The following is a 14,783-nucleotide window of genomic DNA, read 5'->3' on the forward strand; positions in this document are numbered from 1 at the left end:
CATCAGAATTATACTCTCATCTTGACCGATTTAATAAACATATCCACTATCAAGGAAAATAACTAGTCCTGATATGATGCAATAGGTTCCAGGAATAATGCTCTTAAACCTTTTCTTATACCCCAGTATACCACAACACCGAATTACAAAAGCACCACAATACAACCAAAGGCTCAGAATCTAATGATCCTAAGCCTCCATGTTGGTTTTAATTTAATTTTGAAAATTTCAGCAACATTTATTAGACACTGATTCTGTTTCTTTGGATTACTCTTGTACGCCGTCCTCAGTTATATTAATTGCATTATTATTTGCCCCAGTATACACTAGTGTTCCACCAGTACTATCAAAATTTGTCCAATTTAAAGAGCCACCTAAGCCACTTAGATCTATAAATGCTGGATCAATATCGCCATCAGCTTCTGGATATTCGCCTTCTTCAGCATAATACATCATAACTGCACTATAAATTGATCTTGCTGACGCTCTATCTGCTGATTCTTCTGCAGAACTTCTGACGCCACTAAACCTTGGCACTGCTATCGCAGCCAAAATCCCCAAAATAGCAATAACAACAATCAGTTCAATAAGGGTGAACCCGCCCTTTCTTCTCTTTTTAAGAGCTTTCATCATAATCTTTTCCTCCTCTAAACACTATTAGGTTAAATAAAATTTATTTTAATGTCATTTCAGATGTCTAGGCGATGGTTGAGTACATATCAAACATCGGTAGAATCATGGAAATCACAATAAAACCAACAACAACTGCCATGACCACAATCATGACCGGCTCAATGACGGAAATCATCCGTGCAGTGGCCGTTTCCAGTTCCTCATCGTAGTAGTCTGCTGTCTTCTCCAGCATTTCCTCAAGGGCACCGGATTCCTCGCCCACACCCACCATGGAGATCATCATGGGTGGGAAGACGCCAACGCGTTTTAACAGAGAACTTAGGACGGCGCCTGTTTTGATGCCGTCGTTTACTTCCTCAATGCCGTCGATTACCACTTGGTTGTTGGTAACGTTGGCAGAGGTTTCAAGGGCCTGAATAATGGGAATTCCACTTGCTAGAAGCGTGGACAGGGTCCTTGTGAAACGGGATGTGGCAATTTTCTTGAGAGAATCGCCCACAACTGGAATCTTGAGTTTCAAATTATCGAAAAACCGCTTACCGCCTATGGTGGCAGTGATTCGGTTTAAGACCACAATGGCGCCAATTAGGACGGCTAGGAAAATGTACCAGTAATTTTGTAGGGCCCCACTGATTGCCAGAAGTGCTCTGGTAACGCCGGGAAGCTCTGTGCCAGATGACTCGAACATGCCGATAAAGGTCGGGAGAACGAACGTTAAAAGGAAGACCACAACCACTACAATGATGATGCTTAGAATCGCCGGGTACATTAAGGCCCCTTTGATTTTGGAATTAATTCGGTTTTCCTTGGTGTAATGGGTGCTCATCCGGTCCAGAACACTGTCCAGATTACCAGTGAGTTCACCCGCCTCTACCATGGAGATTAACAGGTATGGAAATACTTTGCGGTGGCGCTTCATGGCCGTTGAAAGGACCTCGCCCTTTTGGACATTGGTGGCCATATCGTGAATTACCGCTTTAAGTGTCTTGTTTTCAGCCTGTATGCTTAGGACATCCAGCGCCGTAATTAAAGGCATCCCTGCGTCCAGCATGGTATAAAGCTGTTTACAGAAAAGGGCAATATCCTTAACCTTGACCTTGGGCTGAAAGACCTTGATTTCTGCAATGTCTTGACCTTTTTCCACTTCGGCCTCTATGCGGACCGGCTTATGGCCTTTGGAACGGATTAGCTGAACAATGTCGTGTTCGGTTTCGCCGCGATAGACTTGCTCAATAACACGCCCCTTTAAATCCACTTCCTTGACCTTATATACATTAACCAAAACTCATCCCCCCTACATATACCCGATTACCTTCATAATCATGTCGTAGTCCACCGCATATTTTTTTAACGTCTGCTGACTGATTAAGCGCTTTTTATAGAGTTCCATCAAAGAGGCATCCATGGTTTGCATCCCCACTTGGGCCCCAGTTTGAATCACTGTTTGGATCTGGTGGGTCTTGCCCTCTCGAATTAAGTTTCTAATGGCTGAATTGGCCGTCATCACTTCAAAAGCTGCAACCCGACCGTCCCCTTCAACCGTTGGCATAATCTGCTGGGAAATAACTGCCTCTAAAACTGAAGCCAGTTGAATCCGAATCTGCTGCTGCTGATGGGGTGGAAAAACATCAATAATACGGTCTACCGTCTTGGCCGCCCCAATGGTATGGAGGGTGGACAAAACAAGGTGGCCAGTTTCAGCCGCTGTAATGGCTGTGGCAATGGTTTCAAGGTCCCGCATCTCACCCACTAGGATGACATCTGGGTCTTGTCTCAGGGCTGCCCTTAAGGCATTGGCAAAGGTATGTGAATCTTGCCCAATCTCCCTTTGATTGACCATGCTCTTTTGATGCTTGTGCAAATACTCTATCGGGTCTTCAATTGTGATAATGTGATCATTTCGGTTCTGATTCATGTGGTTAATCATGGCCGCAAGCGTGGTGGATTTACCACTTCCCGTTGGCCCTGTTACCAGAATCAGTCCCCTTTGTTTCTCAGAAAGTTCAGCAATTACTTTTGGGAGCCTTAGGGCTTCCATGCTTGGAATGGTAAGCGCCACAACCCGGAGCGCCATAGAGTAGGTTCCCCGCTGTTTGTAAACATTAACCCTAAAACGCCCAAGTCCCGGCGTGGAATAGGAAATGTCCAGTTCGCCCTTTTCTTCAAAAACGCGCTGCTGGTCTGGCGTTAGAATGCCCATAATAATGCGTTTGGTGTCTTCAGGCATTAAAGCCTCATCCTGCATCCGAAGGAGTCTCCCGTTCACCCGCATAACAGGTGGGGACGCCACGGTAATATGAACATCTGATGCACCGGCCTTTACAGCCTTTTCCAATATCTCAATAACAGTCATGTAAGTATCCTTTATCAATCAATTCGGTAGGTCATCCGCACCATTTCTTCCACAGAAGTCACGCCGCTTAAAACCAGTTCCTTACAAGTATCATTTAAAAGGGATAGGCCCTTTTCCATTGCTTTTGTCCTAATGTCATCAATACTGGCTTTTTCAGCAATCATATTTCTAAGGTCCCTGTCAAGCACCAGAACTTCATGAATCGCTGTTCGGCCAGAATAGCCTGTGTGGTTACAGGAGTTACACCCCGGGCCATGCGAAACTGTGAGTGACCCGTAGCCTTCCATGCCAAGTGCCTTAAGTTCATCTGGTGTGGCCTCGTGAGTTGTCTTACACTTGAGACATATTTTTTTAACCAGACGCTGGGCAATAATCCCCACAACTGAAGACGAAACCAGAAAGGGCTCAATCCCCATGTCTTCAAGTCTTGATATGGTGCTCACCGTGTCATTGGTGTGAAGTGTTGAAAGCACAACGTGGCCTGTAATTGCTGCACGCACTGCAATTTCAGCAGTTTCTGAGTCTCGGATCTCACCAACCATGATAATGTCAGGGTCCTGTCTTAAAATAGACCTAAGGCCGTTGGCAAAGGTCATGCCTGCCTTATTGTTCACCTGAACTTGGTTAATGCCATCAATCCGGTACTCTACAGGGTCTTCCACTGTAATGATGTTTTTATTAATTTGATTTAGTTCCTTTAAAACCGAATACAGGGTGGTTGTTTTACCACTTCCCGTCGGCCCAGTTACCAGTAAAATCCCCTCAGGCACTTTTAAAATCTTATTGAACCGTTCAAGGTTGTGGTCTGAAAATCCAAGGTCTTCTTTCTTTAAAACAAGACTAGACCGGTCCAAAAGTCTGATAACCACTTTTTCCCCATAGACCGTCGGCAAAATTGAAATCCGCATATCAATGGGAATCCCCTCTATAACCGTTTCAACCCGACCATCTTGAGGCAGACGCTTTTCAGAAATGTTCATCTTACCCATAATCTTAATCCGGGTCACAATCCCCGAATGGGTATTTTTCGCTGGGGTCATCACTTCCATGAGTTCCCCGTCAATCCTATATCTGATTCTGACGTTACGTTCAAAAGGCTCTATGTGAATGTCGCTGGCCTTAGACCGTACCGCCTGTGTAATAACTGTATTGACCAGACGCACCATTGGCGCATTGGTGACATCGGCATCCTCTTCTTCTAAAAAATCATCGGTTTCACTCGACTGCTGTGAGTACTCATGTGCCGCACGTTCAGCCGTTTCAGTGGCGTCATAATACCGGTTGATAGCCCGTTTGATGTCGGCCCCCGGACTAATCACCACGTCCACTTCAAAACCCGTTATAATCTTAATGTCATCAATGGCAATCATATCCAGTGGATCGTTCATGGCCACAGTAATGACATTTTTATTCAGAGCAATGGGAATCGCCGTGTACTTACTGGCTATGCCCTCGCTAATGAGTTTCGGGACCTTGGGATCGATAAAAATGTTGTTAATGTCCATGTACGGAATCCCGTATTGTTCTTCTAAAACTTTAAACAGTTGGTCTTCTGTAAGATACCGCTTTCGAATTAAGAGCTCTCCAAGTTTTAGCCCACTTTCTTTTTGTTCATCTAGTGTTTCAAAGAGTTGTGCTTCTGTTATAATCTGTTGCTGGACGAGCATATCGCCCAATCGAAGTCGTTTCATGCAAATCCCCTTTTAGTCAAAATATGAATAAATTGTAACGTTTTATACCATTATACCTATTTTATACCCAAATTACACCCAGTAATTTGCACAATTCCTGCTTTTTAAAAATAAAAAAACTGCAGTTGAATAAATCACTGCAGCTGAACCATCATAGCCATAAGCCTTAGACTTCATGCTTTGCGCCCTGTTCTTTCAAACAGTTTGCCCAAGTTGTTAACTTATATCAATTATAGTATAAAAGTCCTAACCTGTAAATAACCTAAAACAAATAATTTAAAACAGGTGTGCCATATAAGGCAGCAACCAGTGCCCCAACGGCAATAAAGGGTGCAAAGGGAATGTTTGCCTTACGGTCACGCCTGAGCCCAAAGATCCAAAAGAGACCGAAAACACCACCCAAAAGAAAGGCAATCCATAAGCTGAGTAGGGCAAGACGCCAGCCTAAAAACATTCCGATGGGCACATAGACTTTCACATCACCCATGCCCAGACTCCCCGCCTTAAAAAATACCGTCGATGCCACAAGAATTAGGACCATTACAATTAAGGGAATCACAGGACCCAGCACAAAGGCCCACATAGACACATCACCATAGAGCGGATACCCCACTAGGCGGTGGACCAGACCCACCAAAAGACCAAGGCCAATTCCAGCGAGAACCACCTTGTTGGGAATAATCATATGGTCCAGATCAATGAAGAAAACCACTGTCATCAAGGCCGAAAACAAAAAGAGCAAACCCGTTGTAAATGAAAGCCCATACACGCTGAATACCAAAAGGAACAAGGTCCCTTCAAGCGCTTCCACCAAGGGATACCGAATTGAAATTTTCGCCCCACAAGTCCGGCACTTCCCTCTTAAAAAAAGCCAACTTAAAATTGGAACAAGGTCTATTGGGTCCAGTGTTCGCCCACAGCTTCCACACCGGGACCGGGGTTTCACGATACTTTCCTTATTTGGAATCCTATAAATACACACATTGAGGAAAGACCCCACTGTAGCGCCTAAAGTAAAAACAATCAGCCTTAAAATCAAGCTTACTCCGTCCATATGCCCTCCAAGTACAATATTACTTTTATTATACCTTATTTCTTAATAAACGTTTAATACTTTTCTGCGTCTATTTTAAGGGTTTATGGGTAAACTATTAAAAAATAATGGAGGTTTCGATATGAACGCAAATGATTTTAGCAATTTGGAGGCCCTCTCCAGAGCAATGGCCCAGAAGACCTACCTCGTCAAAAAACAAAAAAAACTCAGCGAAGCCTTAAATGAGCTCACTCAAGAAGAAATTCGATTGGCCTCAATTCTCAAAAAAGAAACAGCTGATTATGAAAAAATGGAGCGTCTTTCCTTGACCAGCCTCATTGTTATGATTTCCAGAGATTATGAAGAAAAGAAAAATAAAGAGTACAATGAGATGCGTATGGCCGAGTATAAGTATCAAGAACTTATGGGCCGAATTGAAAATCTTCAAGATGATTTGGCAAAAACAGGCGCTGAACTGTCTACTTTAAATGACGTTGAAACGGAATATAAAAAACTCTTGGATGCAAAGCTCAGTTGGGCCGAGGAACAAAATATCAAAGCGATTTCCGACTTTGAATCCCGCCTGCATACTTTAAGAAGGGAACTGAAGGAAGCAGACGAAGCCATTTCAGCCTGCCACGACCTGATAAGCAGTTTGGAATCTGCCCTTGACTCTTTATCCAGCGCCAAAAGTTGGGGCCTCTACGACATGGTGGGGGGCGGTTTGATTTCAAGCCTTGCCAAGCATGACCACCTGGACACTGCTGAGGAAACATTAAAAGATGCCAGTGAAAAGGCCCGAAAACTCAGCATGGAATTAAAGGATTTAACGGAATTTCCAGAAATCGAAAGTCTAAATATCGATTCATTTTCCCGAACATTTGACATCTTTTTCGACAATATTTTTTCGGATTTTGCCATCCAATCTCAAATTGATGAAAGCCGTGAACGTGTGATTTCAAATGCCACAGATGCAGATGACCTTTTGGAAAAACTCACAAGCCACCGGGAAGAAATCTGCAAAAAAATAGAAGCACTCACTGAGGAGCGCAACACGTATCTTATTGATTATTGCTGATTGATAAACTTCTTATACTCAAGGTCTTCTGTTTTAATGTGGTCTACAATCCAGTTGCTTAGGAAGGCAAAGATTTGAATTAAGACTGTTTCCTCACTGGTCTGTATGCGGTCTAGTGTCATGCCTTTAACATACGCTTCAAACTCGCGATGCTTCTCTTCATGGGCTTCACGATTGGGATAGCCGATTTTGTCAAAAAGAGCTTCCTCAGTTTTAAAATGTTTATCCGCATAAGCACTTAAGGTTTCAATGACTTTATACGTTTCTTTGTAATCGCCATTGCCTTCAAGTGCTTTTTTAAATAAAGCTTCCACTTGATTCGTGATGTCAACCAGGTTTTGATGTTGCGCGTCAATTTCCATAATGCCAATACTCAAAGAGTGGTCCCATTTCATAAGCGTTCTCCTTCAATCCAGTGTCTAAGTTTGTCCAGTGATTGAACCAGTTTCGGGAAACCTGTCCAGTTTTGATACTCTTTTAAATGGTCAGATGATGCCAGCGTTTCATTGGTTTCAAGGGTGTGTTTTGATTCCGCTAAGAGTTTAAGCATCACACCAGAATCCACAGGCGAAACGGTCTCTGCTTCAAGGTCCATTAAATAATCCATCCAATAGTGGGCCAATGTTCTTAAAGTTTTTAGAAGCCTCTGTCCTTTTACAGGCTTCTTTTTTTCGCGTTCAATGTCTGCCATCACCATGTTCAAACTGTCCATATCAGAAATCAGACCAATGGTCCTATGAATCTGATCTTGAATTTCGCCACCTGTTTGGGACAAAACCTGTTCAAACTGTTCAATGATGAAAATAAGGCGTTTTTGGAGCATTCCTTTATAAAAGAACAGCGAGAACACATAATTGTAGAAAACAGCAACCAAAACACCGGCAGCCAGGGCCAAAAGCCTTAACCGAAGTGTCAACAGCATGCTCACTTCTCCAGCAGCATTGAGCTGAATAAATTGGGTCATATAGATGGCTGTAAAAATCGCCACCGGGGATACAAAACGCCAATTGAGCACAAGTGATATAAACATAGTAAGTGCTACTGAAAGGGGGATTGTAAACCAGTTGATGCCAAAGAGCATGCAAATCACTGCAGTCACTACCCCGCCAAGAATGGTGGCTTGAATTTGATCCCAGCCCGTCTTAAGTCCAGATACATTAATGGGTTCTAGGGTCATCATCATTCCAAAGAAAATTGAAATCATATCCTTGCCCACTAAAGCATTGTTGTGGAACAAAAGATAGGCCGTCATCATACTTAAAAAGCCCTTCAATATATAAAGTGGAGAATCGAACAGCATTGCTTCCCGACTCAATGTCAATCGAATCTTTTTCATTTTTATACCTACCTCACAAATTTCTTCAAGGGCTACTCTATATCTACCCTCGGAGACCTATCGTACACCAATTTCTTTTTGAGGTCTATACTTTTAAAATATTTTCAGTAAAAAACTACAAAGAATTTCCCCTTTTCAATCTATTTTTAAGTCAACTCGTGTTTTTGTTTATAAACCTTCTCTAACAAATTCTACCGCTTCAACCGCAAGAAAAATCGGCCTGCCTTTAAAAAAGGTTTCATTAAAACCCCCTCCATATCCTTTGCAACAGCTTTAAGCTCTGTGGGGATGTCAATCTGTTGGGGACAATGGTCCAAACATTTCCCACAATTTTGGCACAGGGATGCGTAAGACGGTTTGCCATTCATGCCACCCAGTTGCATCCAGTAAAAAGTCCGGGTTTTTTGCTGGATCAGATGTTTGGAATTATAAAGGTCAAAGCATCTTGGTATGTCCACGCCAAATGGACATGGCATGCAGTACTGACAGCCTGTACAGGGGACTTTTTGTAAACTGAGATAAATGGCACGTGCCTGGTCCATCAAGTTGTTTTCGGCGTCCGCAAAGTGTCCAGCTTCCATCTCTGAGGCATAGGCAATATTGGCCTGAATATGGGCGTCTTCATTCATACCAGACAAGACGCAAGTCACTTCAGCTTGGTTCCAGATCCATTTAAGGGCCCATTCCGCAGGGGTTCGGCTCACTTCATGACTCTTGTAAAGCTTTTGAATCCCATCTGGCAATTTTGAAACCAAAGAACCACCCCTTAGAGGCTCCATTACCATAACCGCTATGCCCCGGTCTGCAGCATATTTTAGGCCATATGTTCCGGCTTGATTGTTGACGTCCAAGAAGTTGTACTGAATTTGACAAAAATCCCAGTCATAAGCGTCAATAATCTCCACAAAATTGTCCCTGTCCCCATGAAAAGAAAAGCCCACATTTCTAATTTTCCCAGATGCCTTAAGCTCTGCTAAAAAGGAAAGGACATCCAGTTTCAAAAACTTTTCCCAATTTTCCGAATTCAAGGCGTGCAATAAATAATAATCAATCACATCTGTTTGAAGGCGCTTTCTCTGCGTTTCAAAGATTTTGTGCATATCTGCTTCAGTTTGAACAAGCCAAGGCGGTAACTTTGTGGCAATGTACACTTTCTCCCGATACCCATCTTGAAGGGCCTTTCCAATAAATGTTTCACTTTGACCCCCGTGATAGAAATAGGCTGTGTCCACATAATTAACCCCTTGATCAATGGCATTTCTCAATTGTGTCGTGGCCTTTGCCTCATCAATCAGGCCACCTTTTGTGGAAAACCGCATCCCGCCATAGCCCAGTATGGAAATCTTATCCCCACTTTTCTCAACCACTCTATACTTCATACTTTTCCCCCTTAAACAAAAAACGCATCCTGAAAGTTTTGGGCAATCAAAATGCGCCTGTTGGCAATTTTACAAATTCTTAAGGTTATCCACAATCTGCTTTGCAGTGTTGGTGATTTTGTGTTGAGATTCCGATATGGTGTTAAGCTTATGGACTTCACCTGCTATGGTTTCATTTTCTGTACGGAGAGATTTCAAAAGCTCCGAAATCTGCGCCGCAAAGTCACTGGTGTTGTCACTCATCTTTTGAACTTCAGTTGCCACCACCGAAAAGCCTCTGCCATGCTCCCCTGCTCTGGCTGCCTCAATATTGGCATTCAACCCTAGAATTTTAATTTGCTGGGTTATCTTATTCACCGCCCGGATCATTTCATCCGATTTTTCAATATAGGTGATAGACGCTTCAGATGTCTGAATCAATTGCGAATTGATTGTATTAAGATCACTGGTAATGTCAACAATTCGGTTCATTTCTTCATGCAATTTTTCACTGGTTCGATTGATTTCATCCAACTGGTGGTTGAGCCTCGACGTCATGTCAATTTGCTTGTCTACAATCAGCATCATCAGTTCAGCCACATCCGACTCTACAATCCGCTTTTTACCCCCATAGGTTTCTTTTAAAAGTTCAATGACTTTCGCACTGCCTGTTGCATCCACTAAAATGTCCGCTTTTGGATTGATATCACGCACATCCGATGCCACATGAATTCCAAACGCTTTTGCCTTCAAAATACCTGGAGATTGAAGGTCTCTATCTATCACACTAACCACTTCAATATTTTCATACGCATTGAAAAGGTTCAAAAGTTTGGTTCCACCTGTCCCTGCACCAATTATCGCTATATTCATACTGTGTTCTCCCTTCGTTTGCCTCTTTTCAAATTATACCACAACCCTTGATCAGTTCAAGGTTTTAACAATCAGATTAACCATCAAAAAAATATTAAAAAAATGTGGTATTCAGTCTCCTTTTATGGATATAAATACCCATAGCACTAAAAAAAATGAAGCAAGGGAGTGAAACCATTTGAAGCAATTTATTAAAGACATTAAATTTATGAAGCAAGCCATGATGCGAAAAGTGATTTATGCGCTGATTCCCATCATTCTTTCCGCCATTTATTTTTTTGGATGGCGCGTACTGACACTTCTAGCGGTTGTATCCTTTTTTGGGGCTTTGACGGAATGGGTTTTCGTTCGTAAAACAACAGGCAAAATAACGGAAGCCGTTTGGGTCACTAGCATCCTCTTCACCTTAACCCTGCCGCCATCAACCCCTTACTGGGTTGCAATTATTGGCATTATCTTCGGCGTTTTGTTCGGCAAAATGGTCTTTGGTGGATTTGGTAAAAATCCATTTAACCCGGCCTTGGTTGGACGCGCCTTTATTTATGTAAATTTTCCAAGCTTTATGACCGTTGAGTGGATTCAACCCTTTAATGGGTTTCCAGGTGGGTTTGCCCACTATACCGGCCAGCTTATTGACACTGTGGCAGAAGCAACGCCAATGCTCCTTTTTAGGTCTACTGGTCAAATGCTGGATTGGAATCAGGTCCTACTTGGAAATGTCTCTGGGTCAATTGGTGAAACCAGCGCCATTTTAATTTTACTCGCTGGCATCTACCTGCTTGTCACTAAAACGGCATCCAAAGAAACTGTTTTCAGCGTCCTTGGCAGTTTTATCATCATGAGTCTTATCTTAACCCTACTGGGATTTGCACAAGTTCCAAACCCTATTTATGGCCTCTTTTCCGGTGGCCTCCTCTTTGGTGCCATCTTTATGGCAACAGATCCCATTTCCTCGCCCAAAACAAAAGAAGGGCGTGTGGTCTACGGCATTATCATTGGGGTTGTTACTGTGATTATCAGAGGATTTGCCCTCTTTGCGGGTGGCATCATGTTCGCCATTTTAATCGGCAATACCTTTGCGCCAATTATTGATGAGGCTGTAAATGCTTTAAAAGCTTCCAAAAAGGCCAAACTGGCCAAGGAGGTGTCTCATGGCTAAAAAGAAAAAGATTCTTTACCCTGTCCTTTTCATGATTGGCCTCACGGCGCTCTATACCTTCATCTTGGCTTCAATCAATCAAGGCAGCCTTGAAATTATAAAACAGCAAGAGGCACTGGCAGAGCAAAAATCTATCTTGTATGTTTTCGGCATTGACGCGCCGGACTCAAACGATGCCACCACTGACCTCTACACCTCAAAAATTGAGACAGTTGAGACTAAGACCCAATCCTACTATATCTACAAAACGTCAGATGGCATTAAAGGGTATGCGTTTCCCTTTTCTGGTAAAGGCCTCTGGGGCAGCATCTCTGGTCACATTGCCCTATCAACAGACTTTAAAACGGTCCTCGGTCTAAACTTTACGTCACATTCAGAAACACCAGGACTTGGCGGCCGAATTGATGAAGACTGGTTTAAAGATCAGTTTAGAAATTTAGATGTTTCAGCCTCCCCATATGTGGTTTTCAGGCCATCTGATTCTGGAAATGTCGATGCCATAACAGGCGCAACTTTAACCTCAAAATCTGTCAGCACCATTTTAAATGACTTTATGGCTGATATTGACACATTTGCACAAAAGGAGGGTTTATATGACTGAAATCATCCGGGTGTTTAAAGCCGGTATTTATAAGGACAATCCTGTTTTCAGACAAATTCTCGGCATTTGTTCATCCCTTGCCGTTACAAATCTTTTAACCAATTCATTGGTTATGGGCGTTGGCCTCATGTTCGTTACCGCCTTTTCAAGTTTTACGGTTTCGCTCCTTCGAAGTTATACGCCAAAGCACATCCGTATGATGGTGCAAACACTCATTATCTCGGCATATGTGATTATGCTTGACCTCTTTTTAAAAGCCTATATGCCCGATATGTCAAAAGCACTTGGCCCTTATGTCGGTCTCATTATCACAAATTGTATCATTATGGGCCGGGCTGAAGCCTTTGCTCAAAAAAACAAGCCCTTCATCTCTTTTTTCGATGGCTTAATTATGGGCCTGGGCTATACTTTGGTTTTACTCTTTATTGCATTCTTCAGAGAACTCCTTGGCTTTGGTACCCTCTTTGGCGTTACAGTCCTAGGCAGCGGTTGGGTCAATTGGACGCTGATGATTATGCCACCCGGCGCCTTCTTTATGCTGGGGATTGTGATCTGGGCAACTTATAAACTGTTTCCACACGAAGACGACGCAGGAAAGGCAGGTGCTAAAGCATGATTGACATCAACCCTTGGATTATCTTTTTCGCATCCATTTTTACAAACAATATGATTTTGGCAAACTTTCTGGGCATGTGCTCTTTTATTGCCGTTTCAAATGAAATCAAAACATCCCTTAGTTTAGGCCAAGCGGTTACCTTTGTACTGGCCGCTACGTCTGTGCTTAACTATTTCATTTACCACTACCTCTTGGTCCCAATTGGCCTCGAATACCTAAGATTTATCGTCTTTATTATTGTCATTGCGGCCTTTGTTCAACTGGTGGAAATGATTATTGAACGCTATTTTGAAACCTTGTACTATTCCCTCGGGATTTTTCTCCCCCTTATTACTGTAAATTGTGCCATCCTTGGAGTCTCCCTCTTTATGATTATAAGAGACTACTCCCTCATCCAATCTTTTGCCTTTGGCGTTGGATCAGGTCTAGGATGGACCCTAGCAATCGTTGCTATGGCAGGTATACGCAAAAAAATCCGGACTGCAAAAATACCAAAAGGCCTCGAAGGCCCCGGCATTACTCTAATCGTCACCGGCATTATGGCACTTGCATTTTTAGGATTTTCAGGCATTGTACAGATTCAATAGGAGGTTACTATGTCAACAATTGCACAAACAGTTCTTACAATCAGCGGCATAACAGGCCTTCTCGCACTCCTTTTGTCTGTGGCCAACAAAACCATTGCCAATTATGGGGAAAAGAAAATCACCATCAATTCTGAAAAAGACCTACTTGTAGATGGTGGCGACACCCTCCTATCGGCTTTGGTAGACCAAAAGATTTTCATCCCATCAGCTTGTGGTGGCAAGGGCAGCTGTGGCTACTGTAAAGTTACAGTCCTTGAGGGTGGTGGTGAAATTCTACCCACAGAGCTGGGCTACGTTACGCCAGACGAACGCCAACAAGGGGTCCGTCTTTCTTGCCAACTTAAAGTCCGTGAAGATCTAAAAATTCAGATTCCTGAGGAACTCTTTTCGGTTAAACAATTTGACTACCACGTGGAATTCCTTAAAGATGTTACACCCACCATTAAACACCTTAGACTTTCACTGCCTGACAACGAAGAAATCACATTTAAAGCTGGCCAATACATTCAGATTCTTGCGCCAAAATACAAAGAAAGTGATGAAGAAGTCTACCGCGCCTACTCCATTGCCTCATCCCCTCTAGACACAAAGGCCATAGAACTCTATATTGGCTATGTCAAAGAAGGCAAGGCCACCACTTACGTTCACAATTACCTCAAAGAGGGTCAAAAAATTACGGTGGTTGGCCCCTATGGCGATTTCTACTACCAAGAAGGGGACCGCGACATGGTCATGGTGGCAATTGGCACTGGTATGGCCCCCATTATGTCCATCCTCAAATACATGCATTCCAAACAAATTAACCGCAACGTCACCTTCTACTTCGGCGCACGAACCCGGGAAGACCTTTTCGAAATGGAAACGCTCGACGGCCTTATGAAAGACATGCCAAACCTCAAAGTCATCACCTGCCTAAGCAAGCCAACTGAATCTTGCAACTGGGATGGCGAACAAGGTCGAGTCACAGACATGCTCAAAAAATTCCTCGACACTGCAACCCAAAAAGAGGCTTACCTCTGCGGAAGCCCTGTCATGATCGACTCCGTCATCCCAATCCTCAAAGAAAAAGGCATGCCCGAAGAACGCATCTACTATGATAAATTCGAATAAGCGTGAGGCTGCGCCTCGTTGAGTGTGCCTTCGGCACGGGGAGTGAGGCTAAAGCCTCGTGTAGTGGCAGCAAAGCTGCCGGGCAGTGCGCCTTCGGCACGTTAAGTACTAGTTCGTAGCGGTGATTGCGACTGGCGTCGCGTCGAGTATGCCTAAAGGCATGGGGAGTGAGGCTAAAGCCTCGGGGAGTGGCAGCAAAGCTGCCGGGCAGTGTGCCTTCGGCACGTTAAGTGCTAGTTCGTAGCGGTGATTGCGACTGACGTCGCGTCGAGTATGCCTAAAGGCATGGGGAGTGAGGCTAAAGCCTCGGGGAGTGGCAGCAAAGCTGCCGGGCAGTGTGCCTTCGGCACGTTAA

The 14,783-nt window shown here is 43.5% G+C and carries 15 protein-coding genes and 1 riboswitch; of the genes, 6 read left to right on the top strand and 9 right to left on the bottom strand.

Annotation, left to right across the window (positions count from 1 at the left end; all coding sequences use genetic code 11):
- Positions 1-267: 267 nt before the first annotated feature.
- The 5 genes from JOC49_RS13365 to JOC49_RS05195 form a co-directional block, all read right to left on the bottom strand.
- Positions 268-633 carry a type II secretion system protein gene (locus JOC49_RS13365; RefSeq protein ID WP_279381198.1) on the bottom strand — a complete coding sequence of 122 codons (366 nt, stop codon included), beginning with the start codon at positions 631-633 and terminating at the stop codon, positions 268-270.
- A 64-nt stretch (positions 634-697) separates the two neighbouring features.
- On the bottom strand, positions 698-1,915 hold the full coding sequence (locus tag JOC49_RS05180) for a type II secretion system F family protein (RefSeq protein WP_204663093.1): 1,218 nt from the start codon (positions 1,913-1,915) through the stop codon (positions 698-700).
- 12 nt (positions 1,916-1,927) lie between these two features.
- Positions 1,928-2,986, bottom strand: coding sequence for a type IV pilus twitching motility protein PilT (locus JOC49_RS05185; protein ID WP_204663095.1), 1,059 nt, complete (start codon positions 2,984-2,986; stop codon positions 1,928-1,930).
- 14 nt (positions 2,987-3,000) lie between these two features.
- Positions 3,001-4,677, bottom strand: coding sequence for a GspE/PulE family protein (locus tag JOC49_RS05190; RefSeq protein ID WP_204663097.1), 1,677 nt, complete (start codon positions 4,675-4,677; stop codon positions 3,001-3,003).
- Between the two features lie 135 nt (positions 4,678-4,812).
- A riboswitch (cyclic di-GMP riboswitch) is annotated at positions 4,813-4,896 on the bottom strand.
- A 43-nt stretch (positions 4,897-4,939) separates the two neighbouring features.
- On the bottom strand, positions 4,940-5,731 hold the full coding sequence (locus JOC49_RS05195; RefSeq protein ID WP_204663099.1) for a prepilin peptidase: 792 nt from the start codon (positions 5,729-5,731) through the stop codon (positions 4,940-4,942).
- A 121-nt stretch (positions 5,732-5,852) separates the two neighbouring features.
- On the opposite strand from JOC49_RS05195, the gene JOC49_RS05200 reads away from it, so the two are divergent.
- Positions 5,853-6,788 (top strand): AAA family ATPase, encoded by a 936-nt coding sequence (locus JOC49_RS05200; protein ID WP_204663101.1) that lies wholly within the window; start codon positions 5,853-5,855, stop codon positions 6,786-6,788.
- Here the strand turns inward: JOC49_RS05200 and JOC49_RS05205 are convergent.
- The 4 genes from JOC49_RS05205 to JOC49_RS05220 all read right to left on the bottom strand — a co-directional run bounded on the left by JOC49_RS05205 (position 6,779) and on the right by JOC49_RS05220 (position 10,355).
- A complete protein-coding gene (locus JOC49_RS05205) occupies positions 6,779-7,183 on the bottom strand; it encodes a bacteriohemerythrin (RefSeq protein ID WP_204663103.1) in 405 nt (134 codons plus the stop codon). The genes JOC49_RS05200 and JOC49_RS05205 overlap by 10 nt on opposite strands.
- A complete protein-coding gene (locus tag JOC49_RS05210; RefSeq protein ID WP_204663105.1) occupies positions 7,180-8,124 on the bottom strand; it encodes an aromatic acid exporter family protein in 945 nt (314 codons plus the stop codon). Before JOC49_RS05210 ends, JOC49_RS05205 begins: the two co-directional genes overlap by 4 nt.
- Positions 8,125-8,315: 191 nt before the next feature.
- Positions 8,316-9,503 (bottom strand): aldo/keto reductase, encoded by a 1,188-nt coding sequence (locus JOC49_RS05215; RefSeq protein WP_204663107.1) that lies wholly within the window; start codon positions 9,501-9,503, stop codon positions 8,316-8,318.
- 69 nt (positions 9,504-9,572) lie between these two features.
- Entirely contained in the window at positions 9,573-10,355 is a 783-nt protein-coding gene (locus JOC49_RS05220) for a methyl-accepting chemotaxis protein (protein WP_204663109.1), read from the bottom strand.
- Between the two features lie 178 nt (positions 10,356-10,533).
- Here JOC49_RS05220 and JOC49_RS05225 point away from each other — a divergent pair, with 178 nt between their 5' ends.
- Genes JOC49_RS05225 through JOC49_RS05245 form a run of 5 tightly spaced genes read left to right on the top strand, consistent with a single transcriptional unit; the run spans position 10,534 to position 14,428 of the window.
- A complete protein-coding gene (locus tag JOC49_RS05225; RefSeq protein WP_204663111.1) occupies positions 10,534-11,514 on the top strand; it encodes an RnfABCDGE type electron transport complex subunit D in 981 nt (326 codons plus the stop codon).
- Complete coding sequence (locus JOC49_RS05230) at positions 11,507-12,115, top strand: FMN-binding protein (RefSeq protein ID WP_204663113.1); 609 nt, start codon at positions 11,507-11,509, stop codon at positions 12,113-12,115. The genes JOC49_RS05225 and JOC49_RS05230 overlap by 8 nt, the downstream gene beginning before the upstream one ends.
- Positions 12,108-12,731: an NADH:ubiquinone reductase (Na(+)-transporting) subunit D gene (locus JOC49_RS05235; protein WP_204663115.1), complete on the top strand. Its 624-nt coding sequence runs from the start codon at positions 12,108-12,110 to the stop codon at positions 12,729-12,731. Before JOC49_RS05230 ends, JOC49_RS05235 begins: the two co-directional genes overlap by 8 nt.
- Positions 12,728-13,318 (top strand): NADH:ubiquinone reductase (Na(+)-transporting) subunit E, encoded by a 591-nt coding sequence (locus JOC49_RS05240; RefSeq protein ID WP_204663117.1) that lies wholly within the window; start codon positions 12,728-12,730, stop codon positions 13,316-13,318. Before JOC49_RS05235 ends, JOC49_RS05240 begins: the two co-directional genes overlap by 4 nt.
- Positions 13,319-13,327: 9 nt before the next feature.
- Complete coding sequence (locus tag JOC49_RS05245; RefSeq protein ID WP_204663119.1) at positions 13,328-14,428, top strand: NADH:ubiquinone reductase (Na(+)-transporting) subunit F; 1,101 nt, start codon at positions 13,328-13,330, stop codon at positions 14,426-14,428.
- Positions 14,429-14,783: the final 355 nt, after the last annotated feature.

The organism is Fusibacter tunisiensis, assembly GCF_016908355.1.
Lineage (GTDB): Bacteria > Bacillota > Clostridia > Peptostreptococcales > Acidaminobacteraceae > Fusibacter_D > Fusibacter_D tunisiensis.